This window comes from Nocardiopsis sp. NPDC055824 (genome assembly GCF_053616335.1).
In genome coordinates this window covers 12767-36205 of the sequence record NZ_JBSHDN010000050.1, presented here as the reverse complement: position 1 = coordinate 36205, position 23439 = coordinate 12767, and the positions used below count along the sequence as shown (strand labels likewise).

Annotated in this window: 18 protein-coding genes; 17 read left to right on the top strand and 1 reads right to left on the bottom strand. The window is 68.9% G+C overall.

Going from position 1 to position 23439, the window contains the following annotated elements:
- Positions 1-31: 31 nt before the first annotated feature.
- Positions 32-874, bottom strand: a complete 843-nt coding sequence (locus ACWGL3_RS13295) for a LolA-like protein (protein WP_344180386.1) — start codon at positions 872-874, stop codon at positions 32-34.
- Positions 875-1552: 678 nt separating this feature from the next.
- On the opposite strand from ACWGL3_RS13295, the gene rplJ reads away from it, so the two are divergent.
- The 17 genes from rplJ to rpsC all read left to right on the top strand — a co-directional run bounded on the left by rplJ (position 1553) and on the right by rpsC (position 23439).
- Positions 1553-2080 (top strand): 50S ribosomal protein L10, encoded by a 528-nt coding sequence (rplJ, locus tag ACWGL3_RS13290; protein ID WP_267946699.1) that lies wholly within the window; start codon positions 1553-1555, stop codon positions 2078-2080.
- Between the two features lie 97 nt (positions 2081-2177).
- Positions 2178-2561 (top strand): 50S ribosomal protein L7/L12, encoded by a 384-nt coding sequence (gene rplL, locus ACWGL3_RS13285; RefSeq protein WP_267946698.1) that lies wholly within the window; start codon positions 2178-2180, stop codon positions 2559-2561.
- A gap of 967 nt (positions 2562-3528) precedes the next feature.
- Entirely contained in the window at positions 3529-6996 is a 3468-nt protein-coding gene (gene rpoB, locus ACWGL3_RS13280) for a DNA-directed RNA polymerase subunit beta (protein WP_267946697.1), read from the top strand.
- Positions 6997-7030: 34 nt separating this feature from the next.
- Positions 7031-10909, top strand: coding sequence for a DNA-directed RNA polymerase subunit beta' (locus ACWGL3_RS13275; RefSeq protein ID WP_267946696.1), 3879 nt, complete (start codon positions 7031-7033; stop codon positions 10907-10909).
- A gap of 124 nt (positions 10910-11033) precedes the next feature.
- Complete coding sequence (locus tag ACWGL3_RS13270; protein ID WP_452461312.1) at positions 11034-14072, top strand: hypothetical protein; 3039 nt, start codon at positions 11034-11036, stop codon at positions 14070-14072.
- A gap of 466 nt (positions 14073-14538) precedes the next feature.
- Entirely contained in the window at positions 14539-14910 is a 372-nt protein-coding gene (gene rpsL, locus ACWGL3_RS13265) for a 30S ribosomal protein S12 (RefSeq protein ID WP_014912437.1), read from the top strand.
- Positions 14911-14912: 2 nt separating this feature from the next.
- The gene (gene rpsG / locus ACWGL3_RS13260; protein ID WP_267946694.1) at positions 14913-15383 is read left to right on the top strand and encodes a 30S ribosomal protein S7; all 471 of its coding nucleotides are present in this window, start codon (positions 14913-14915) and stop codon (positions 15381-15383) included.
- 45 nt (positions 15384-15428) lie between these two features.
- Positions 15429-17543 (top strand): elongation factor G, encoded by a 2115-nt coding sequence (gene fusA / locus ACWGL3_RS13255; RefSeq protein ID WP_267946693.1) that lies wholly within the window; start codon positions 15429-15431, stop codon positions 17541-17543.
- A gap of 80 nt (positions 17544-17623) precedes the next feature.
- Positions 17624-18817 (top strand): elongation factor Tu, encoded by a 1194-nt coding sequence (tuf, locus tag ACWGL3_RS13250; RefSeq protein ID WP_267946692.1) that lies wholly within the window; start codon positions 17624-17626, stop codon positions 18815-18817.
- Positions 18818-19070: 253 nt separating this feature from the next.
- Entirely contained in the window at positions 19071-19379 is a 309-nt protein-coding gene (gene rpsJ, locus ACWGL3_RS13245) for a 30S ribosomal protein S10 (protein WP_013156110.1), read from the top strand.
- A 12-nt stretch (positions 19380-19391) separates the two neighbouring features.
- Entirely contained in the window at positions 19392-20042 is a 651-nt protein-coding gene (gene rplC / locus ACWGL3_RS13240) for a 50S ribosomal protein L3 (protein WP_267946691.1), read from the top strand.
- A 3-nt stretch (positions 20043-20045) separates the two neighbouring features.
- Positions 20046-20717, top strand: a complete 672-nt coding sequence (gene rplD / locus ACWGL3_RS13235) for a 50S ribosomal protein L4 (protein WP_267946690.1) — start codon at positions 20046-20048, stop codon at positions 20715-20717.
- A complete protein-coding gene (gene rplW / locus ACWGL3_RS13230; protein ID WP_267946689.1) occupies positions 20714-21004 on the top strand; it encodes a 50S ribosomal protein L23 in 291 nt (96 codons plus the stop codon). Before rplD ends, rplW begins: the two co-directional genes overlap by 4 nt.
- 57 nt (positions 21005-21061) lie before the next feature.
- A complete protein-coding gene (gene rplB, locus ACWGL3_RS13225; protein WP_267946688.1) occupies positions 21062-21901 on the top strand; it encodes a 50S ribosomal protein L2 in 840 nt (279 codons plus the stop codon).
- A gap of 12 nt (positions 21902-21913) precedes the next feature.
- Complete coding sequence (rpsS, locus tag ACWGL3_RS13220; RefSeq protein WP_053616300.1) at positions 21914-22192, top strand: 30S ribosomal protein S19; 279 nt, start codon at positions 21914-21916, stop codon at positions 22190-22192.
- Between the two features lie 72 nt (positions 22193-22264).
- Complete coding sequence (gene rplV / locus ACWGL3_RS13215; RefSeq protein WP_267950527.1) at positions 22265-22633, top strand: 50S ribosomal protein L22; 369 nt, start codon at positions 22265-22267, stop codon at positions 22631-22633.
- Positions 22633-23439 carry a 30S ribosomal protein S3 gene (gene rpsC / locus ACWGL3_RS13210; RefSeq protein ID WP_267946687.1) on the top strand — a complete coding sequence of 269 codons (807 nt, stop codon included), beginning with the start codon at positions 22633-22635 and terminating at the stop codon, positions 23437-23439. Before rplV ends, rpsC begins: the two co-directional genes overlap by 1 nt.

The window sequence follows — 23439 nt, the reverse complement described above, 5'->3', positions numbered from 1 at the left end:
GGACGCGGGGGCCGTTCCTCGTACCGGGCCCCTACAGGTCGGTGATCTCGTCCTCGCCGGGGATCTCGAAGGAGGTCTCGCCCAGCTCGGAGAAGACCATGGACACGTCGGCCTCCTCGTCGGAGAAGTCGAGGCGCATCGGGAAGCCGTCCCGGCCGACCCAGATGGACACGTCGACGGAGCCGCTGACGTCACCGATCAGCTCCAGCACGGCGAGCTTCTGCTCGGCGTCCAGGGCGTCGATCTCCTCGGTGGTCATCGTGCCCTCGACGAGGGTGGTCTCGACACCGCCGACCTCCTCGGTGCCGGCCGCCTCGATCTGGTCGATCTCGGCGAAGGCGCCGACCAGGTCGGGCAGCGAGGCGATGTCGAACATCTCCTGCGGGCCCAGCTCCGCGGTGTCCTGGACGCCGCGGGCCCAGGGGGTGTCGACCTCCTGGAGGCCGTTGTGGTTGGACACCAGGGACTCGCCCTCCGCGGGGACGATGAGGACGGTCGTGCCGAGCTCCTCGGCCGTCAGGCCGGGGTCCTCCCCGCCCAGGGCGGCGAGCTCCAGCAGCATCTCGCCGACGAAGGGCATCACCATGGTGACCTGCGCGGCCTCGGGGTCGTCCATGACCTCGTAGGTCATCGTCATGTCCACGGTGCCGAGCTCGGGGTCGGGCATGGACAGGTCGAGGTCCAGCGTGTAGTTGGTGACCTCCTGCGTGCTCGAGGCGAGCTCGGCGAGCATGTCCAGGACACCGCCGCCCTCTCCGGGCTCCTCTGCCGCCTCGACCTCGACCGCCTCCTCCTCCGGGGCGCCGCCGCCGCAGGCGGTGAGGGCGAGGGCGAGGGTTCCCGCCGTGAGCAGGGAGGGCATACGCGTCTTCACGAAGGTGTTCCGCTTTCTTCGGGTGGGGGACGGGCGCGTCCGGGAGCGGGGGCGCCCGGGAGACATCTTCCCGCACACAACCGACATATCGGTCGATTATTCGCGAGTGCCCCTTCGACGGCCGGTCTCCCCGTACGGTTCCCGCGCGTGCGCGGGGCGCGCGGACAGCCTGGAGCCGGTCCGGCACATGTACCGACGGTCCCCGCGCGTGCGCGGGGTGCGCGCGATCACACCGGCGGTTCCGCCGGAGGGGACGAGCACCCCCGGGCGTCGGTTACGATGGAGGCTGCCGAAGACCGCTGGTCGCCACCCGCAGGGGTGGCCCTAAGGACCCATCCGCGATGGGCGCCCGCGCAGGTGTCACTAGAGCTTTCCCGTTCCGGGCGCGCACTCCGCGCCGAGAGAACGCGGTCGTGCCCCGTGCGCCTGGCGCTCGGGGCTTTTTCTCGTGCTGACGCCGATCGCGCGAGTCCTTGGGAACCGACCGGCGCTCGTACCCGCACCGGCCGGTACCGGTGGTCCACCGGGCCCCGGCCGGAAGGCAGGCGGAGCCGGAGCGGGTCCGTTCCGAGTCCGCCCGGGGCGGTTTCCGGCGCACGAGTCAGGAACTCCGCCCCGCGAGGTGCGGGACACCCCGCCGTCAGGCGCGGGATCGAAGTCAATGTTGGAAGGAGTCCCATGGCGAGGCCGGACAAGGCAGCCGCGGTCGCCGAACTCACGGAGGAATTCCGTGAGTCGAGCGGCGCCGTGCTGACCGAATACCGGGGGCTCACTGTCGCGCAGATCACCGACCTGCGCAACAGCCTCGGCCAGAACGCGCGTTTTCGCATCGTCAAGAACACGCTGACCAAGATCGCGGTCAAGGAGGCCGGCGTCGACCAGGAGATCCAGGATCTTCTGGTGGGCCCGTCCGCCATCGCCTTCGTCCACGGTGACGTGGTCGAGGCCGCCAAGGGTCTGCGCGACTTCTCGAAGGCGAACTCGCCCCTGGTGATCAAGGGCGGCATCATCGACGGCAAGTCGATGAGCGCCGAGGACATCACCAAGCTGGCCGACCTGGAGTCCCGCGAGGTTCTCCTCGCGAAGCTTGCCGGCGCGCTCAAGGCCAAGCAGGGCCAGGCCGCCGCCGTCTTCCAGGCGCTTCCCTCCAAGGCCGTGCGCCTCGCGCAGGCCCTGGCGGACAAGCGTTCCCAGGAAGCTGCCTGAACCTTTTGAACCGCGGCGGGCGCCGAGGGCGCCCCGCCGAAGGCTCGCACGTGATGCCGACAGGCGCGCGTGTCTGTAGAGAAAGAGAAACCGCATCATGGCGAAGCTCAGCAACGACGACCTGCTTGCCGCTTTCGAGGAGATGACCCTTCTCGAGCTGGCCGACTTCGTGAAGCTCTTCGAGGAGAAGTTCGACGTCACCGCTGCCGCCCCGGCCGCCGTCGCCGTCGCCGGCCCCGCGGGTGCCGCTCCGGCCGAGGTCGAGGAGAAGGACGAGTTCGACGTCGTCCTCGAGTCCGCCGGCGACAAGAAGATCCAGGTCATCAAGGAGGTCCGCAGCCTCACGAGCCTGGGTCTCAAGGAGGCCAAGGACCTGGTCGACAACGCTCCGAAGCCGCTGCTCGAGGGCGTCAACAAGGAGGCCGCTGAGAAGGCCAAGGCCGCTCTCGAGGGCGCCGGCGCCACCGTCACCCTCAAGTAGTCCTCCGCGGGCCGCACAGGCCCGCTGGTCTGCTCCACGCGGCCGTCCCTCCTCCGGGAGGGGCGGCCGCGTTCGCGTTCCCGGGGCCCGGCCGTGGGGCGCGGGGGCCCGGCCCCCTCGGCCCGGGTGCCGCGCCCCGCGGGTGCGGCGGCGGCCCCCCGCGCTCCCCGGCGGCGCCCCGCCCCTCCCAGCCCCTCCCCGCGCCCCCCGCGACAGGGCCCCTGGTCCCGGACCCGTGCGACGAAGGTCCCCTCTCCCCGGGTGCGCCGTGTTCCGACGCCGTTCGCTCCGCCGGGTGTGCGAAGCTGGGGCGGTTCGGGAGCACCAGGTCAGGGGCCGCGTGTGCGAACTGTCCCCCGGACGCGGTAATCTCCCGTCCCGGGAATCCCGACGAGGCCCCGGGAGAGGGTTTACCCGCCCCCCGCGGGGGAACCTTTTCGGGTGTCCGACGGGCTCACAACCCCCTGGGGCCAGGGCAGGCGCGCCAGCTCCACCGATCCCGGTCGAGGGCGATCCCGAGGGTTGTGAGGGACGGCGGACCGGAGCCGGTCCGTCGGCGGACGGCTCCCCCTCGGGGGAGCGGACGGGCAGACGGCCCGAGGCCGGACACCCCTGTGCCGGAGACGGCGGAGGGGCTGGTCCACGGTCGGAGGTTCTCCGTCGCGGGCCGCGCGGGACGACGGCCGGGCTTGACGGATCGCCCTTCACGGGTGATCCTGCCGGTGTCGTGAGTTGCGCTGTGGACCGTGAGTGGACAGCGGTGTGGTGTTCGGCTACACTGCTCTTTTGCGCTGCCCTTTGGTGATCCCTGTGCCGGTGCACGGCTGCCACCCATCCCATTTCTGGACATACGGTGGCCCGTCACCCGCTCGATGTGACCGTCTCAACCGCGTTGCGGCGGTCCCTCTCGTGACGGATCGTCTGGCGTGCGCGCTTCAACCGCCACAAGCCTTCGGAAGGACCCCTGTTGGCAGCCTCGCGCAACGCCTCCGCTAACGCCCTTGGTCCGCACCGCGTTTCTTTCGCCCGTATCCAGGAACCCCTCGAGGTTCCGAACCTTCTGGCCCTGCAGACCGAGTCGTTCGACTGGCTGCTGGGCAACGACAAGTGGAAGACCCGGGTCGAGACGGCCCGAAACGCCGGCCGCAAGGACGTTCCGGAGCAGTCCGGTCTCGAAGAGATCTTCGAGGAGATCAGCCCGATCGAGGACTTCTCGGGCACCATGTCCCTCTCGTTCCGCGACCACCGGTTCGAGCCGCCCAAGTACTCCGAGGAGGAGTGCAAGGACAAGGACATGACCTACTCCGCCCCGATGTTCGTCACGGCGGAGTTCATCAACAACGACACCGGTGAGATCAAGAGCCAGACGGTGTTCATGGGCGACTTCCCGCTCATGACCGTCAAGGGCACCTTCATCATCAACGGCACCGAGCGCGTCGTCGTGTCCCAGCTGGTCCGCTCCCCGGGCGTCTACTTCGACCGGTCCGTCGACAAGACCACCGACAAGGACCTCTTCGGCTGCAAGGTCATCCCGTCCCGCGGCGCCTGGCTGGAGTTCGAGGTCGACAAGCGCGACTTCGTCGGCGTCCGCATCGACCGCAAGCGCAAGCAGGGCGTCACCGTCCTGCTCAAGGCGCTGGGCTGGACCACCGACCAGATCCTGGAGCGGTTCGGCCAGTACGAGTCCATCCGCAACACGCTGGAGAAGGACCCCACGGCGGGCACCGACGACGCGCTGCTGGACATCTACCGCAAGCTGCGCCCCGGAGAGCCGCCCACGAAGGAGTCGGCCCAGGCGCTGTTGGAGAACCTCTACTTCAACCCCAAGCGCTACGACCTCGCCAAGGTCGGCCGCTACAAGATCAACAAGAAGCTCGGCCTCGACGCCGACTACACGCAGGGCACGCTGACCGAGGACGACATCGTCGCCACGATCGACTACATGGTCCGCCTGCACGCGGGCGAGGTGGAGAAGGAGACCGTCAACGGCCTCCGCCCGATCGAGACCGACGACATCGACCACTTCGGCAACCGCCGCCTGCGCACCGTCGGCGAGCTCATCCAGAACCAGGTCCGCCTGGGCCTGGCCCGCATGGAGCGCGTCGTCCGCGAGCGGATGACCACCCAGGACGTCGAGGCGATCACGCCGCAGACCCTGATCAACATCCGCCCCGTCGTCGCCTCCATCAAGGAGTTCTTCGGCACCTCGCAGCTGTCCCAGTTCATGGACCAGACCAACCCGCTCGCGGGCCTGACCCACAAGCGCCGCCTCTCGGCGCTGGGTCCGGGCGGTCTGTCCCGTGAGCGCGCGGGCTTCGAGGTGCGCGACGTGCACCCCTCCCACTACGGCCGCATGTGCCCGATCGAGACCCCCGAGGGTCCCAACATCGGTCTGATCGGCTCCCTGGCGGGCTACGGGCGGGTCAACTCCTTCGGCTTCGTGGAGACCCCGTACCGCAAGGTCATCGACGGGCGCATCTCCGACCAGGTCGACTACCTGACCGCGGACGAGGAGGACCTGTACGTCATCGCGCAGGCCAACACGCCGCTGAACGCCGACGGCACCTTCGCCGAGGCCGGCGTGCTCGTGCGCCGCAAGGGCGGGGAGTTCGAGCAGGTCAGCACCGACGAGGTCGACTACATGGACGTGTCGCCGCGCCAGATGGTGTCGGTCGCCACCGCCATGATCCCGTTCCTGGAGCACGACGACGCCAACCGCGCGCTCATGGGCTCCAACATGCAGCGCCAGGCCGTGCCGCTGCTGCGCGCCGAGTCGCCGTTCGTCGGCACCGGCATGGAGTACCGCGCCGCGACCGACGCCGGTGAGGTCATCCTCAACGAGAAGGCCGGCGTCGTCGAGGACGTCACCGCCGACTACGCCACGATCATGGCGGACGACGGCACGCGCAAGACGTACCGCATGGGCAAGTTCCAGCGCTCCAACCAGGGCACCTGCTTCAACCAGCGGCCGATCGTCAGCGAGGGCCAGCGGGTCGAGGCCAACCAGGTCCTCGCCGACGGGCCCTCCACCGACCAGGGTGAGATGTCGCTCGGCAAGAACCTGCTCGTGGCCTACATGTCCTGGGAGGGCCACAACTACGAGGACGCGATCATCCTCTCCCAGCGCCTGGTGCAGGACGACGTCCTCTCCTCGATCCACATCGAGGAGCACGAGGTCGACGCCCGCGACACCAAGCTGGGCCCGGAGGAGATCACCCGCGAGATCCCCAACGTCAGCGAGGAGGTCCTGGCCGACCTCGACGACCGGGGCATCATCCGGATCGGCGCCGAGGTCGTGGACGGCGACATCCTCGTCGGCAAGGTCACGCCCAAGGGCGAGACCGAGCTGACCCCGGAGGAGCGCCTGCTGCGCGCCATCTTCGGCGAGAAGGCCCGCGAGGTCCGCGACACCTCCCTGAAGGTGCCGCACGGCGAGACCGGCAAGGTCATCGGCGTGCGCGTGTTCAGCCGCGAGGAGGGCGACGAGCTCGCCCCCGGCGTCAACGAGATGGTCCGCGTCTACGTGGCCCAGAAGCGCAAGATCACCGACGGTGACAAGCTCGCCGGCCGCCACGGCAACAAGGGCGTCATCTCCAAGATCCTGCCGCAGGAGGACATGCCCTTCCTGGAGGACGGCACCCCGGTCGACATCATCCTCAACCCGCTGGGCGTGCCCGGCCGGATGAACGTCGGCCAGGTCCTGGAGGTCCACCTCGGGTGGCTGGCCAAGAACGGCTGGCTGGTCGAGGGGGTGGAGGAGGAGTGGCAGAAGTCGCTCCACGCGATCGGCGCGGCCGAGGTCCCGCCGAACTCGCGCGTGGCCACCCCGGTCTTCGACGGCCTGCACGGTGACGAGCTCAGCGGCCTGATCCAGTCGGTGCGCCCGAACAAGGACGGCAACCGCCTCATCAACAAGGACGGCAAGGCGCGCCTGTTCGACGGCCGCACCGGCGAGCCGTTCGCCGAGCCGATCTCGGTCGGCTACAAGTACATCCTCAAGCTCCACCACCTCGTGGACGACAAGATCCACGCGCGCTCCACCGGCCCGTACTCCATGATCACCCAGCAGCCGCTGGGCGGTAAGGCGCAGTTCGGCGGTCAGCGCTTCGGTGAGATGGAGGTCTGGGCGCTGGAGGCCTACGGCGCCGCCTACGCGCTCCAGGAGCTGCTCACCATCAAGTCCGACGACGTGGTGGGCCGGGTCAAGGTCTACGAGGCCATCGTCAAGGGCGAGAACATCCCCGAGCCGGGTATCCCTGAGTCCTTCAAGGTGCTCATCAAGGAGATGCAGTCGCTCTGTCTGAACGTGGAGGTGCTGTCCAGTGACGGTATGTCCATCGAGATGCGGGACAGTGACGAGGACGTCTTCCGCGCGGCGGAAGAACTGGGAATCGACCTGGGGCGGCGAGAGCCCAGCAGTGTCGAAGAGGTCTAACTTCCGCGGATTTCGAGAGCAGGGGACGAATTAAGTGCTCGACGTCAACTTCTTCGACGAGCTGCGGATTGGCCTCGCCACCGCCGACGACATTCGCCAGTGGTCGCACGGCGAGGTCAAGAAGCCCGAAACCATCAACTACCGGACCCTCAAGCCCGAGAAGGACGGACTCTTCTGCGAGAAGATCTTCGGTCCGACCCGGGACTGGGAGTGCTACTGCGGCAAGTACAAGCGCGTCCGCTTCAAGGGCATCATCTGTGAGCGCTGCGGCGTCGAGGTGACCCGTGCCAAGGTGCGCCGCGAGCGGATGGGCCACATCGAGCTGGCCGCTCCCGTCACGCACATCTGGTACTTCAAGGGCGTGCCCTCCCGCCTGGGCTACCTGCTGGACCTGGCTCCGAAGGATCTCGAGAAGATCATCTACTTCGCCGCCTACATGGTCACGTGGGTGGACACCGAGGCCCGTGAGCGCGACCTCCAGTCCCTGGAGGCGCGGATCTCGGTCGAGAAGCAGCACCTCGAGCAGCGCCGCGACTCCACCATCGAGGAGCGGCACCGCAAGCTCGAGGCCGACCTGGCCGAGCTCGAGGAGCAGGGCGCCAAGGGCGACGCGCGCCGCAAGGTCCGCGAGGGCGCCGAGCGCGAGATGCGCCAGCTCCGCGACCGTGCCCAGCGCGAGATCGACCGCCTCGACGAGGTCTGGAACCGCTTCAAGAACCTCAAGGTCCAGGACCTCGAGGGCGACGAGATGCTCTACCGCGAGATGCGGGACCGCTTCGGGAAGTACTTCCGCGGCGGCATGGGCGCCCAGGCCATCCAGGACCGGCTCGCCAACTTCGAGCTGGACGTGGAGGCCGAGAAGCTCCGCGAGACCATCCGCACCGGCAAGGGCCAGAAGAAGGCCCGCGCCCTGAAGCGGCTCAAGGTCGTCTCGGCGTTCCTCAACACCACCAACAGCCCCATGGGCATGGTGCTCGACTGCATCCCGGTCATCCCGCCGGACCTGCGTCCGATGGTGCAGCTGGACGGCGGCCGCTTCGCGACCTCCGACCTCAACGACCTGTACCGCCGCGTGATCAACCGGAACAACCGCCTCAAGCGGCTGCTCGACCTCGGCGCGCCCGAGATCATCGTCAACAACGAGAAGCGGATGCTCCAGGAGGCCGTCGACGCGCTGTTCGACAACGGCCGCCGCGGACGCCCGGTCACCGGTCCCGGCAACCGGCCGCTCAAGTCGCTGTCCGACATGCTCAAGGGCAAGCAGGGCCGCTTCCGCCAGAACCTGCTCGGCAAGCGCGTCGACTACTCCGGCCGTTCGGTCATCGTCGTCGGCCCGCAGCTGAAGCTGCACCAGTGCGGTCTGCCCAAGCAGATGGCCCTGGAGCTCTTCAAGCCGTTCGTGATGAAGCGCCTGGTCGACCTGAACCACGCGCAGAACATCAAGAGCGCCAAGCGCATGGTGGAGCGGTCCCGCCCGGTCGTGTGGGACGTCCTCGAAGAGGTCATCACCGAGCACCCGGTGCTGCTCAACCGCGCCCCGACGCTGCACCGCCTGGGCATCCAGGCCTTCGAGCCGCAGCTGGTCGAGGGCAAGGCCATCCAGATCCACCCGCTCGTCTGCACGGCGTTCAACGCCGACTTCGACGGCGACCAGATGGCCGTGCACCTGCCGCTGTCCGCCGAGGCCCAGGCCGAGGCGCGGCTGCTGATGCTGGCGACCAACAACATCCTCAAGCCGTCCGACGGCAAGCCCGTGACCATGCCCACCCAGGACATGATCATCGGCCTGTACTACCTGACGACGGAGAAGGCCGACGCCAAGGGCGAGGGCCGCGCGTTCCGCTCCCCGGCCGAGGCGATCATGGCCTACGACCTGGGCGACCTGGACCTGCAGGCGAAGATCCGCCTGCGGATCGCCGACGGCGCCCCGGCCCCGAAGGACTGGACGCCGCCGGAGGGCTGGCAGCAGGGCGACGTGTACGTCCTGGAGACGACCCTGGGCCGGTACCTCTTCAACGAGACCACCCCGGTCGACTACCCGTACGTCAACTTCCAGGTGGGCAAGAAGCAGGTCTCGGTCCTGGTCAACGACCTCGCCGAGAACTACCCCAAGGTCCAGGTCGCCACGACCCTGGACGCCCTGAAGGACGCGGGCTACCACTGGGCGACCCGGTCCGGCCTGACCATCGGCATCGAGGACGTCGTCGCGCCTCCGCGCAAGACGGAGATCCTCGAGGGGTACGAGCGCAAGGCAGACAAGATCCAGCGCGAGTACGACCGCGGTCTCATCACCGACGACGAGCGCCGCCAGGAGCTCACCGAGGTGTGGACCCAGGCCACCGCCGAGGTCGCGCAGAACATGGAGGACAACTTCCCCGCCGACAACCCGGTGTGGATGATGGTCCAGTCCGGCGCCCGAGGCAACCCGATGCAGGTGCGCCAGATCGCGGGTATCCGCGGCCTGGTCTCCAACACCAAGGGTGAGACGATCCCGCGTCCGATCAAGTCCTCCTACCGCGAGGGCCTGTCGGTGCTGGAGTACTTCATCTCCACGCACGGCCAGCGCAAGGGCCTGGCGGACACCGCCCTGCGCACCGCCGACTCGGGTTACCTGACCCGTCGTCTGGTGGACGTCGCGCAGGACGTCATCGTCCGCGAGATCGACTGCGGCACGGACCGTTCGATCTGGCACGAGATCGGTGAGAAGAACGCCGCCGGCGCCGTCGTGCGCAAGCACAACGTCGAGAACACCGGTTTCGGCCGCACCCTCTCCGAGGACGTGACGGGGCCGGACGGCAAGCTCGTCCTGCCCGCGCTCAGCGACACCTCCGAGCAGAACATCGACAAGCTGATCGCGGCCGGTTTCACCCGCGTGCGCATCCGCTCGTCGCTGACCTGCGAGGCCAAGATCGGCGTCTGCACCACCTGCTACGGCCGCTCCATGGCGACCGGCAAGCCGGTGGACGTCGGCGAGGCGATCGGCATCATCGCGGCGCAGTCCATCGGTGAGCCCGGCACCCAGCTGACCATGCGTACCTTCCACATGGGCGGTTCCGCGGGTCAGGACATCACGCACGGTCTGCCCCGTGTCCAGGAGCTCTTCGAGGCCCGCATCCCCAAGGGTGTGGCCCCGATCTCCGAGATGGAGGGCCGGATCCGGATCGACGACACCGAGAAGAGCCGCAAGATCGTCGTCATCCCCGACGACGGCACGGACGAGATCGCCTACCCGGTCCCGATGCGTGCGCAGCTCCTCGTCAGCGACGGCGACCACGTCACGGTCGGCCAGCAGCTGATCCAGGGTGCGATCAACCCGCACGAGGTTCTTCGCATCCAGGGCCCGCGCGCGGTGCAGCAGCACCTCGTGTCGGAGGTCCAGGAGGTGTACAAGTCGCAGGGTGTGTCCATCCACGACAAGCACATCGAGATCATCGTCCGCCAGATGCTCAAGCGGGTGAACATCCTGGAGTCGGGCGACACCGAGCTCCTGCCCGGCGAGATGGTCGAGCGTCCGAAGTTCGAGCGGATCAACCGCCGCGTCGTCTCCGAGGGCGGACAGCCCGCGGCCGGACGCCCGGTGCTGCTCGGGATCACCAAGGCCTCGCTGGCCACGGAGTCCTGGCTGTCGGCGGCCTCCTTCCAGGAGACCACCCGGGTGCTCACCGAGAACGCCATCCACGGCAAGAGCGACCCGCTGCTCGGCCTCAAGGAGAACGTCATCATCGGTAAGCTCATCCCGGCCGGTACCGGTATTCCGCAGTACCGCAACATCCGGGTGGAGCCCACCGAGGAGGCGAAGGCCTCGATGTACTCGGTCTCCGGGTACGAGGAGCCGAGCGAGTACACCTTCGGTCAGGGGTCCGGCGAGGCCGTCCCGCTGGAGGAGTACGACTTCGGGCCGTACAACCGGTAAGAGCGGTTTGAACTGACGGCGGCGGCCAGCCACTCCCGACCGGGAGTGGTGCCGCCGCCGTTCGGCGTAGAGGGTCCGCGCACGGCGGACGGGGAGACGGCGCTACTGCGCTGGCGGGAGAGGCATGACTGAACACGGGGGCGGACGGGACTCCGGTGCGGGGGACTGGTTCAAGCCGAGCGAGAACCGCTACCGCACGCAGTCGGAGTACCAGGACCCGCTCGAGGGTGAGGAAGCCGACGAGGGCGCCGAGACGGTGTTCCCCGACAGCGGCGGCTACACGGGGCTGAGCGCGTCGCGCCCGGCCCTGGTCGAGCCGTACCCGGAGGCGCTCGGCGGTCCGCCGTCCGGCGCCTCGCACCCGATCTCCTACCCGGGGGCGGGGCAGTCGGCGTACCAGCCGCTGACCCGGGTGCCGGGGGAACCGGAGGAACCGAGCCTGCCCAGCGTCGCGGCCAGCGCCGAGGTTCCCCTGCCCTCCGAGGACCCGGGCGAGGAACCGGCCGGCCGCATGGACTCCTGGGCCGCGCCCCGGACCGACCCGGCGGCGGGCGGCGCCGAGGCGCCGGCCGGTCCCGGTGACGCCTGGACCGCGGGCCGGGACGAGCCGGAGGCGCCCGCACCGGGCCCACGGGGAGGGGAGGGCTTCCCGGACACCGGGTACGCGTCGCCCGACCGCGCCTCCGACGCCTGGAGGAGCGAGGCGCCCCTCGACGGGTCGCACGACCCGTCCGCCTGGGACGCCCCCGCGGCCCGGCCCGAGGGTTCCACGGCGTGGGACCCCGAGGGCGCGCGCGGTCCCGCCGCGTGGGACGCCGGCGCCCCGGCGGGCGGATCCGACGTGTACGCGCGGGACGCCTGGAGCGATGCACCTGCAGACCGCTCCGACACCCGCGGGCAGGACGCGTGGCGTACCGACGTCCCCGGGGACGGTCTCGGCGACGGCGGTCCCGAGGCGTGGGCCCCGGCCCGCGACGCCGACGCACGGACCCCGGAGCCGTCGGACGACGCGCGCCCGTGGGACGAAGCACCCGCGGGCGGGCACGGCCGCGAGGCCCCGGGGAACCGTACGGAGGGTTCCACGGCGTGGGACCCCGAGGGCGCGCGCGGTCCCGCCGCGTGGGACGCCGGCGCCCCGGCGGGCGGACCCGACGTGTACGCGCGGGACGCGTGGACCCCGGACGCCCCTGCGGCCCCCGCAGGGGACCCGTGGGGCGCGGACGGCCCGGTGGGCCGCTCGGAGGACCGGGAGCAGGACCGCTGGTCCCCGGACGTCCCGGTGGGCGGTTCCGCCCCCTCCGGCGCAGACGCGCCCGTGACCGGCCCCGCGGCGACCGACGCGCGCCCGTGGGACGAGGCCCCCGAGGTGGAGGACGGCCGCGAGGCGTGGTCCCCCTCCCGGGGAGCCGACGCCTGGACCCCGCAGCCCCCGGCCGACACGCGGTCGTGGGAGCCGGACCCCGCCCTCGGCGGGATCGGTGAGCCCCTCCGGGACCCGTGGGGCGCGGACGGCCCGGTGGGCGGTTCCGCCCCCTCCGGCGCAGACGCGCCCGTGACCGGCCCCGGGACGGGCGACGCGCGCCCGTGGGACGACGGGCCGTCCGGCGGCGCGGACGCCCCCTGGACGCCCCCGGCCGACGCCGGGGACCGCCCCTGGGACACCGGAGCCCCCGCGAACGGGGACCGCCCCTGGGACGACGCGCCCTCCGGGTACGGCCCCGTCGGCGGCGCGGACCGCGCCTGGGACGAGGACCGGGGCGCCACCGCCTGGGGCGCAGGCCCCGAGGACCGGCAGGGCCCCGAGGGACCGGGCGGCCGGTCCCCCGTCGGCGACACGGCCCCCGCGGCCCCGCTCTGGGACGACGAGCTGTCCGACGACCGCCGACCGTCCGCGTGGGGCGCCGACGCCCCCTCGGACGGCACGGCGGGACCGGAGCACGACTCCTGGGACGCGGCTCCCCGCCACGAGGCCCACGGGGCGCCCTCCGGCGGCCGTGCCGCCGACGGCCGCTCGTGGGACGACGACGAACTCGGCTCGGACTCCTGGGGGCCGGCCGCCGACCGCGGCGCCGCCGCAGGAGAGGACCGTGACGCCGCCGCAGGGCCGCGGAACGGCGGTCGCGGGTCCGCGGCCGACACCGGCGGCCTGGACTCCTGGGCGCCCGCCAGGGAGACCGCCGACGCGTGGTCCGGCGCGGGGACCGACGAGTCGTGGACCGACGGCTACGACGACGAATTGTCACCGCCCGCCCCCGCTCCCGCCCCGGCCCCCGACCCGGGCGAGTTCGGGTCGGGGAGCGGCAACACCTGGGCGTTCGACCGCAACGACCCCCGCCTCCCCGACATCGTCCGGGAGGCGGAGGAGCGCCGGCGCGAGTCCGCCAGGTCCTCCGACACCGGGACCTGGGGAGACGACGGCACGGACGGGGACGCCCCCTCGGCCTGGGCGGACGACGACCGGCTGCGCGACGGGGCCCCGGGCGGGGAGCGGACCGGCGGCGCGCCGTCCGCTGAGGACCCCCTGGCGGCCATCGCGGACATGCAGTCGCGCGCCCGCTCCCGGGAGGCCGAGGGATACGCGGACGAGGCGTTCGCGGACGAGGGGTACGACGACGAGGGGTACGACGACGGCCCGGTGCGCCGGGGCGGTCCCGGGGAGGACGGCGTCCCCGACGGCGCCACCCAGGTCTTCGAGGCGCCGAGCATCCCCGAGGACACCTGGGACCACGACGAGCCGGAGCCGGCGGGGGAGAGCGAGTACGACGACGGCTTCACCCCGGCGGACTACGGCATGCCGGAGGCCCCGGCCTCCCGCAGGCGCCGCAAGGACCCCATCGCCGAGGAGTTCCCCGGCTTCGTGGACCGTCCCCTGGGCGGGGAGCCCGGCGACCCGTACCCCGGCTACGACAGCATCGACTTCCTGCCGGACACGGAGAAGGGGGCGACCGTCACCCTGTGGCTGGGCATCGCCTCGCTGCTCCCCGGCATCGGTCTGGTCACAGCTCTGCTGGCGCTCCTGATCACGGGGCCCAAGGCCAAGAAGGCGATCCGCGCCTCGCGCGGGGAGCTCGACGGCCTCGGACTGATCACCGTCGGCACGGTGTTCGCGGTGGTCGGCATCCTGGTGACGGTGATCTCCGTCGCCATCTGGCTGGTCCTGTAGCGCCGCGGCCGCTCCTCCAGGACAATGTTCCGGGGGAGCGGCCGCATGCCCGGGCCGCCCGCCGACGGTCTCCGGGGGAACCCGGGGCGAAACGACTCCGGGAGCGCGTAGACTGGCGGTGACCCACGGCTACGCGAGAACCGGTTCCATGATTCTCGCCATGTCGCACGCCGTTTTGACCGCCCAGACGGTAAACGGTAGCCTGTGTGATTGTGCCCGTGAGTCGACGGGTCACACGTGCGTGTGCGGCGCCTCGGTCCCACCAGTTGAGGACGTAAGGCGCGCCGCGCAGGTGAACCCCCTCCCATGATCGGCCTCCGGCCGGGTGTGATCGGTTTTTTGCCGTGCGCGACAACCAGCGCGACACGCCCGACCACGGGGGTCGGGGAGGTTCGGGAAATTCAGCAGGTCAATAGCGATATCGGCTACGAGAACCGGCGTAGGTCACGAGGAAGACGGAGACGCGGTGCCCACCATCCAGCAGCTGGTCCGCAAGGGCCGACAGGACAAGGTCGCAAAGAACAAGACCCCGGCGCTGAAGGGGAGTCCGCAGCGTCGTGGTGTGTGCACGCGTGTCTACACCACTACGCCGAAGAAGCCGAACTCCGCTCTGCGTAAGGTCGCTCGCGTCAAGCTGAGCAGCGGCATCGAGGTCACGGCCTACATCCCCGGCATTGGTCACAACCTCCAGGAGCACAGCATCGTGCTCGTTCGCGGTGGTCGTGTGAAGGACCTGCCGGGCGTCCGCTACCGAATTGTCCGCGGCTCGCTCGACACCCAGGGTGTCCGGGGCCGCAAGCAGGCGCGTAGCCACTACGGCGCCAAGAAGGAGAAGTAAAGATGCCGCGCAAGGGCCCGGCGCCGAAGCGCCAGCTCATCACCGACCCGGTCTACGGCTCGCCGCTCGTCACCGCACTGATCAACAAGGTGCTGCTCGACGGCAAGCGCTCCATCGCCCAGAGCGTCGTCTACGACGCCCTCGAAGGCGCTCGCGAGAAGACCAGCCAGGACCCGCTCGTCGTTCTGAAGCGCGCCCTGGACAACGTCAAGCCCGCGCTCGAGGTCCGCAGCCGCCGTGTCGGTGGCGCGACCTACCAGGTGCCGGTCGAGGTTCGCGCCTCCCGGTCCACCACGCTGGCCCTGCGCTGGCTGGTCTCCTACGCGCGTCAGCGCCGTGAGAAGACCATGACCGAGCGTCTGATGAACGAGCTGGTCGACGCCAGCAACGGTCTCGGCGCGGCCGTCAAGAAGCGTGAGGACACGCACAAGATGGCCGAGTCGAACAAGGCCTTCGCCCACTACCGCTGGTAACCCCGCGGCGATTCGATTCCTTGAGACCGAGGGAAGACGAGCCTCATGGCTGCTAAGACTGCGCTTGACCTGGCCAAGGTCCGCAACATCGGGATTATGGCCCACATCGACGCGGGCAAGACCACCACGACTGAGCGGATCCTCTACTACACCGGTGTGACCCACAAGGTGGGTGAGGTCCACGATGGCGCCGCCACGATGGACTGGATGAAGGAGGAGCAGGAGAGGGGTATCACCATTACCTCGGCTGCTACCACCACCCACTGGGACGACCACACCATCAACATCATCGACACGCCCGGCCACGTCGACTTCACGGTCGAGGTCGAGCGGTCGCTGCGTGTCCTCGACGGTGCCGTCGCGGTGTTCGACGCCAAGGAAGGCGTCGAGCCCCAGTCCGAGCAGGTCTGGCGTCAGGCTGACCGCTATGGCGTTCCGCGTATCTGCTTCGTCAACAAGATGGACAAGATCGGCGCCGAGTTCCAGCGCTGCGTCGACATGTTCCGTGAGCGCCTCGGCGCGAACGCCATGCCGATCCAGCTGCCCATCGGCGCCGAGAGCGACTTCAAGGGCGTCGTCGACCTGGTCCGCATGAAGGCCTACGTCTGGAACGACGAGGCCGCGCTCGGCGAGATGTACGACACGATCGACATCCCCGAGACCCACGCCGACGCCGCCCGCGAGGCCCGCGAGAAGTTCATCGAGGTGCTCGCCGAGGCCGACGACGAGATCATGGAGCTGTACCTGGAGGGGCAGGAGCCCACCCTGGAGCAGGTGGTTCCGGCGATCCGCCGCGCGACCATCGCCGGTACCGCGATCCCGATCGTGTGCGGCACCGCGTTCAAGAACAAGGGCGTCCAGCCCCTGCTCGACGCGGTCACCGCTTACCTCCCCTCGCCCCTGGACGTGGACGCCATCGAGGGCCACGACCCCAAGGACGAGACCGAGGAGACCAAGCTCGCCCGCAAGCCGAGCGTCGACGAGCCGATGTCCGCCCTGGTCTTCAAGATCATGAGCGACCCGCACCTGGGCAAGCTGACCTACGTGCGCATCTACTCCGGCGTCCTCGAGACCGGCACCCAGGTGCTGAACAGTCTCAAGGGCCGCAAGGAGCGGATCGGCAAGATCTACCGCATGCACTCCAACAAGCGTGAGGAGATCGGCGAGGCCGGCGCGGGCGACATCGTCGCGGTCATGGGTCTGAAGGACACCACGACCGGCGAGACGCTGTGCGACCAGTCGGCTCCGATCGTCCTGGAGTCCATGACGTTCCCGGCTCCGGTCATCGAGGTGGCCATCGAGCCCAAGACCAAGAGCGACCAGGAGAAGCTGGGCATCGCGATCCAGCGCCTCGCGGACGAGGACCCCTCGTTCCAGGTCGCCACGGACGACCAGACCGGCCAGACCATCATCTCCGGTATGGGCGAGCTGCACCTCGAGGTCCTCGTCAACCGCATGCGCGACGAGTTCAAGGTCGACGCGAACATCGGCAAGCCCCAGGTGGCCTACCGAGAGACCATTCGCAAGAAGGTCGAAGGCCACGTCTACACCCACAAGAAGCAGACCGGTGGGTCGGGCCAGTTCGCCAAGGTCAAGATCGACGTCGAGCCCCTCGTCGTCGAGAGCGGCGACGCTTCCGGCTACGAGTTCGTCAACGCGGTCACCGGTGGCCGTATCCCGCGGGAGTACATCCCGTCGGTCGACGCCGGTGCCCAGGAGGCCGCCGAACTGGGTGTGCTCGCGCACTACCCGCTCGTCGGCGTCAAGGTGACGCTCCAGGACGGTCAGTACCACGAGGTCGACTCCTCGGAGATGGCCTTCAAGACCGCGGGTTCGATGGCCTTCAAGGAGGCCGTCAAGCTCGCCAAGCCGACTCTTCTCGAGCCGGTCATGGCAGTGGAGGTCACCACCCCTGAGGAGTACATGGGTGACGTGATCGGCGACCTGAACTCCCGTCGTGGACAGATCCAGTCCATGGACGAGCGTTCCGGCGTCCGGATCGTCAAGGCCCAGGTGCCCCTCTCCGAAATGTTCGGCTACGTGGGTGACCTGCGCAGCCGTACCCAGGGTCGCGCCAACTACTCGATGGTGTTCGACTCCTACGCGGAGGTTCCGTCCGCTGTCGCCCAAGAAATTGTGGCGAAGGTTCGCGGCGAGTAGCCGCGAACACGTAACCAGCCCGCTCCCCGTCCACGCGGGGGGCGAGCACCAGATAGCTCTGTACGTCTAGGAGACATCCAGTGGCGAAAGCAAAGTTCGAGCGGACTAAGCCGCACGTCAACATCGGCACCATCGGTCACATCGACCACGGCAAGACCACGCTGACCGCGGCCATCACCAAGGTGCTGCACGACGCGTACCCGGACCTGAACCCGTTCACGCCGTTCGAGGACATCGACAACGCTCCCGAGGAGCGCGAGCGCGGTATCACGATCTCCGTCGCCCACGTCGAGTACCAGACCGAGGCGCGTCACTACGCCCACGTCGACTGCCCCGGCCACGCCGACTACGTGAAGAACATGATCACGGGTGCGGCGCAGATGGACGGCGCGATCCTGGTCGTGGCCGCCACCGACGGCCCGATGCCGCAGACCAAGGAGCACGTGCTCCTGGCCCGCCAGGTCGGCGTGCCCTACATCGTCGTGGCCCTGAACAAGTCCGACATGGTGGACGACGAGGAGATCTTCGAGCTCGTCGAGCTCGAGGTCCGTGAGCTCCTCAGCGAGTACGAGTTCCCCGGCGACGACGTTCCCGTCACCAAGGTCTCCGCGCTCAAGGCGCTGGAGGGCGACGAGGAGTGGGGCAAGACCGTCCTGGAGCTCATGGGCACCGTGGACACCTACATCCCCGAGCCCGAGCGTGACACCGACAAGCCGTTCCTCATGCCCATCGAGGACGTCTTCTCGATCACCGGTCGCGGCACCGTCGTCACCGGTCGTATCGAGCGCGGCATCGTCAACGTCAACGAGACCGTCGACATCGTCGGTATCAAGGACGAGAAGCAGACGACCACCGTCACCGGTGTCGAGATGTTCCGCAAGCTGCTCGACCAGGGCCAGGCCGGCGACAACGTCGGGCTGCTCCTGCGCGGCATCAAGCGCGAGGACGTCGAGCGCGGCCAGGTCGTGATCAAGCCGGGCACGACCACCCCGCACACGGAGTTCGAGGCCAACGTCGTCATCCTGTCCAAGGACGAGGGCGGGCGCCACACGCCGTTCTTCAACAACTACCGTCCGCAGTTCTACTTCCGCACCACGGACGTCACGGGCGTCGTGACGCTGCCGGAGGGCACGGAGATGGTCATGCCCGGTGACAACACCGAGATGACCGTCAACCTGATCCAGCCGGTCGCCATGGAAGACGGTCTGCGGTTCGCCATCCGCGAGGGTGGCCGTACCGTGGGCGCCGGTCGCGTCACGAAGATCCTCAAGTAGTACGCATGCCGGGGGCGGCCCCCTGAGGAGCCGCCCCCGGCGTGGTGGGCGGGCCGTGTCCGCACGGCCCACCCACCCACACACAAGACGTCATCGGGCACTGTGACGGTGACGCACCGCAGGGGCAAGCCCTGTTGCGGTTTCTCAAGGGAATAGGGGCTCACGGCCACACGGCGGATTCCGTCAGGCCTGGGCTTCTGTGACCGGGACAGCTCACCGTTACGGACACTGAAGCGAAGGACGAACAGGCCACATGGCGGGACAGAAGATCCGCATTCGGCTAAAGGCCTATGACCACGAGGTCATCGACAGCTCGGCGCGCAAGATCGTCGAGACTGTGACGCGAACTGGCGCACAGGTCGCGGGCCCGGTGCCGCTGCCGACGGAAAAGAACGTTTACTGCGTTATCCGATCGCCGCACAAGTACAAGGACTCGCGCGAGCACTTCGAGATGCGCACCCACAAGCGGCTGATCGACATCATCGACCCCACGCCGAAGACGGTCGACTCGCTCATGCGACTCGACCTGCCGGCTGGTGTTGACATCGAGATCAAGCTTTAAGGACGCACAGACATGGCCACCAAGCAGATCAAGGGAGTTCTGGGCGAAAAGCTCGGCATGACCCAGGTCTTCGACGACACGGGCAAAATGGTGCCCGTGACGGTTCTGAAGGCCGGTCCGTGCGTCGTGAGCCGCATCCGGACTCCGGACACCGACGGCTACTCGGCCGTCCAGCTGGGCTACGGGCAGATCAACCCGCGCAAGGTGAACAAGCCTCTCGGCGACTACCTGCGCAAGAACGACCTGACCCCGCGCCGGCACTACGTCGAGGTCCGCACCACCGACGCCTCCGAGTACACGCTCGGCCAGGAGGTCGCCGCGGACAGCTTCGAGAGCGGCCAGACGGTCGACGTCACGGGCAAGAGCAAGGGCAAGGGCTTCGCGGGTGTGATGAAGCGTCACGGCTTCCGTGGCCTCTCCGCCTCGCACGGTACCCAGCGCAAGCACCGCTCGCCCGGTTCCATCGGCGGCTGCGCCACGCCCGGCCGCGTTTTCAAGGGCATGCGGATGGCAGGGCGCATGGGCAACGTGCGCAAGACCGTCCAGAACCTGACCGTTCACTCCGTGGACGCGGAGAAGGGCCTCATCCTGGTCAAGGGTGCTGTGCCCGGTCCCAACGGCGGTCTGGTGCTCGTCCGCACCGCTGTGAAGGGGGACAAGTAAGCCATGGCCCAGATCGAGGTCAAGAACCCCGAGGGCGCCGCTCAGGGCAGTGTCGAGCTGCCGGAGAGCGTCTTCGCCCAGCAGGTCAGCATTCCGCTCCTGCACCAGGTCGTGAACGCCCAGCTGGCCGCGGGCCGCCAGGGCACGCACTCCACCAAGACCCGCGGCGAGGTTCGCGGCGGTGGCAAGAAGCCGTACCGCCAGAAGGGCACCGGCCGGGCCCGCCAGGGCTCCATCCGCGCCCCGCAGTACACCGGCGGTGGCACGGTCCACGGACCGCAGCCGCGCGACTACAGCCAGCGGACCCCGAAGAAGATGAAGGCCGCCGCCCTGCGCGCTGCCCTCTCCGACCGGGCCACGCACGGCCGTATCCACGTCATCAGCCACTTCGTGGCCGAGGACGCGGACAGCAAGCTCACGCAGAACGCTCTGAAGGCGCTCCGCCAGGTCACCGGGTCCGACAAGGTCCTGGTCGTCCTGGCCCGCGACGACGAGCACAACCGGCGCGCCCTGCGCAACCTCGAAGAGGTGCACATCCTCGACGCGGACCAGGTGAACACCTACGACGTCCTCTACTCGGACGACGTGGTCTTCACCGAGGCGGGCTACGCCGAGTTCCTGGCCCACGCGGCCGGCGCCTCCAAGGCCGCTCAGTCCGAGGAGGACGACCAGTGAGGATCGCCGACCACCGGGACATCATCATCGAGCCGGTGATCTCCGAGAAGAGCTACGGGCTCATGGACGAGAACAAGTACACGTTCATCGTCAAGCCCGACGCCAACAAGACCCAGATCAAGATCGCGATCGAGAAGATCTTCGAGGTGAAGGTCACGAGCGTGAACACGATCAACCGGAAGGGCAAGCGCAAGCGGACCCGTTTCGGTTTCGGGAAGCGTCCTGACACGAAGCGCGCGATCGTCGGCCTCGCCGAGGGCGACCGGATCGACATCTTCGGTCGGTGACCTTTCCGGGTCTGACCGCTACACACCAAGCAACACGTAAAGGAATGCGCGAAGAAGATGGGCATTCGTAAGTACAAGCCGACGACACCGGGTCGTCGCGGTTCCAGCGTGAGCGACTTCGTCGAGATCACGCGCTCGGAGCCGGAGAAGTCCCTGGTGCGTCCTCTGCACTCCAAGGGCGGGCGCAACGGCCACGGCCGGATCACGACCCGCCACCAGGGCGGCGGCCACAAGCGCGCCTACCGCGTGATCGACTTCCGTCGTCACGACAAGGACGGCGTGCCGGCCAAGGTCGCTCACATCGAGTACGACCCGAACCGCACCGCTCGCATCGCACTGCTCCACTACGTGGACGGTGAGAAGCGCTACATCCTGGCACCCGCCGGTCTCAAGCAGGGCGACAGGGTCGAGAACGGCCCCCAGTCCGACATCAAGCCCGGCAACTGCCTCCCGCTGCGCAACATCCCCACGGGTACGTTCGTGCACGCGGTCGAGCTGAAGCCGGGTGGTGGCGCCAAGCTGGGCCGCTCCGCCGGTTCCCAGATCCAGCTCCTCGCCAAGGAGGGCCGTTACGCCACGCTGCGTATGCCCTCCGGCGAGATGCGCATGGTGGAGGTCACCTGCCGTGCCACCGTTGGTCAGGTCGGCAACGCCGAGCAGTCCAACATCAACTGGGGCAAGGCCGGTCGTAACCGCTGGAAGGGCAAGCGCCCGACCGTCCGCGGTGTCGTGATGAACCCGGTCGACCACCCGCACGGTGGTGGTGAGGGCAAGACCTCCGGTGGACGACACCCGGTCAGCCCCTGGGGCAAGAAGGAAGGCCGGACCCGGGCCAAGAACAAGGCCAGCGACAAGCTGATCGTGCGGCGTCGGCGTAGCGGTAAGAAGAAGCGGTAAGGAGCACGTCTGATGCCACGTAGCCTTAAGAAGGGTCCCTTCGTCGACGACCACCTCATCAAGAAGGTGGAAGTTCAGAACGAGAAGGGGACCAAGAACGTCATCAAGACGTGGTCCCGGCGGTCCATGATCGTCCCGGAGATGATCGGTCACACGATCGCCGTCCACGATGGCCGCAAGCACGTCCCCGTGTTCGTGTCCGAGTCGATGGTCGGCCACAAGCTCGGTGAGTTCGCTCCCACGCGTACTTTCCGTAGCCACGTCAAGGAAGACCGCCGTAGCCGCCGTTAGCGGTTGCAGCAGGAGAAAGAACCATTTCTCCACGGTGAGTGGAGATGAATTTCCGTGAGCGAGGGAAAAGCGATGGGAACGAGGGCACAGGCACGGTTCGTCCGTGTTACGCCCCGGAAGGCCCGCCGGGTGGTGGACCTTATTCGCGGGTTGCCCGCTGACGAGGCACAGGCGGTGCTCCGGTTCGCGCCCCAGTCGGCGAGCGAGCCTGTTGGCAAGGTGCTGGCTAGTGCCATCGCCAACGCTGAGCACAACGACAAGCTGGACCGCGAGACGCTGGTGGTCGAGGGCGCATGGGTGGACGAGGGTCCGACCCTGAAGCGCATTCGACCGCGAGGCTTCGGCCGCGCCTTCCGGGTGACCAAGCGTACGAGCCACATCACCGTGGTCGTCGCTGAGCGCTCGGGCGCCTCGTCCAAGACGAAGGAAAGGACCCGATAGTGGGGCAGAAGGTAAACCCGCACGGGTTCCGCCTCGGCATCACCACCGACTTCAAGAGCCGCTGGTACGCCGACAAGTCCTACAAGGACTACGTCAAGGAAGACGTTGCGATCCGTCGGATGCTGACCCGCGGCATGGAGCGCGCGGGCATCTCCAAGGTCGAGATCGAGCGCACCCGTGACCGTGTCCGCGTGGACGTCTACACCGCCCGGCCGGGCATCGTCATCGGCCGCCGCGGCGTCGAGGCCGATCGAATCCGGACCGACCTGGAGAAGCTGACCGCCAAGCAGGTTCAGCTCAACGTCTTCGAGGTCAAGAACCCCGAGGTCGACGCGCAGCTCGTCGCCCAGGGCGTCGCCGAGCAGCTGAGCAGCCGTGTGGCCTTCCGCCGCGCGATGCGCAAGGCGATGCAGAGCGCGATGAAGAGCGGTGCCAAGGGCATCCGTATCCAGTGCGGCGGACGCCTGGGCGGGGCTGAGATGTCCCGCTCGGAGTTCTACCGCGAGGGCCGGGTCCCGCTGCACACGCTCCGCGCCGACATCGACTACGGCTTCTTCGAGGCCCGTACGACGTTCGGCCGCATCGGCGTCAAGGTGTGGATCTACAAGGGTGACGCACCCGCGACCCGCGCCGAGCGCGAGGCGGCCCAGGCCGCCCAGCGTTCCGCCGGTGGCGGTGGCGGCGGTGGCGGCGGTCAGCGCCGCGAGCGCCCGCAGCGTCGTCGTCGTGGCGGTGCCGGCGGCGGTCAGCCGCAGAACACCGAGGCCAAGGCTCCGGCCGAGTCCGCGAAGCCCGAGGGGAGCTGA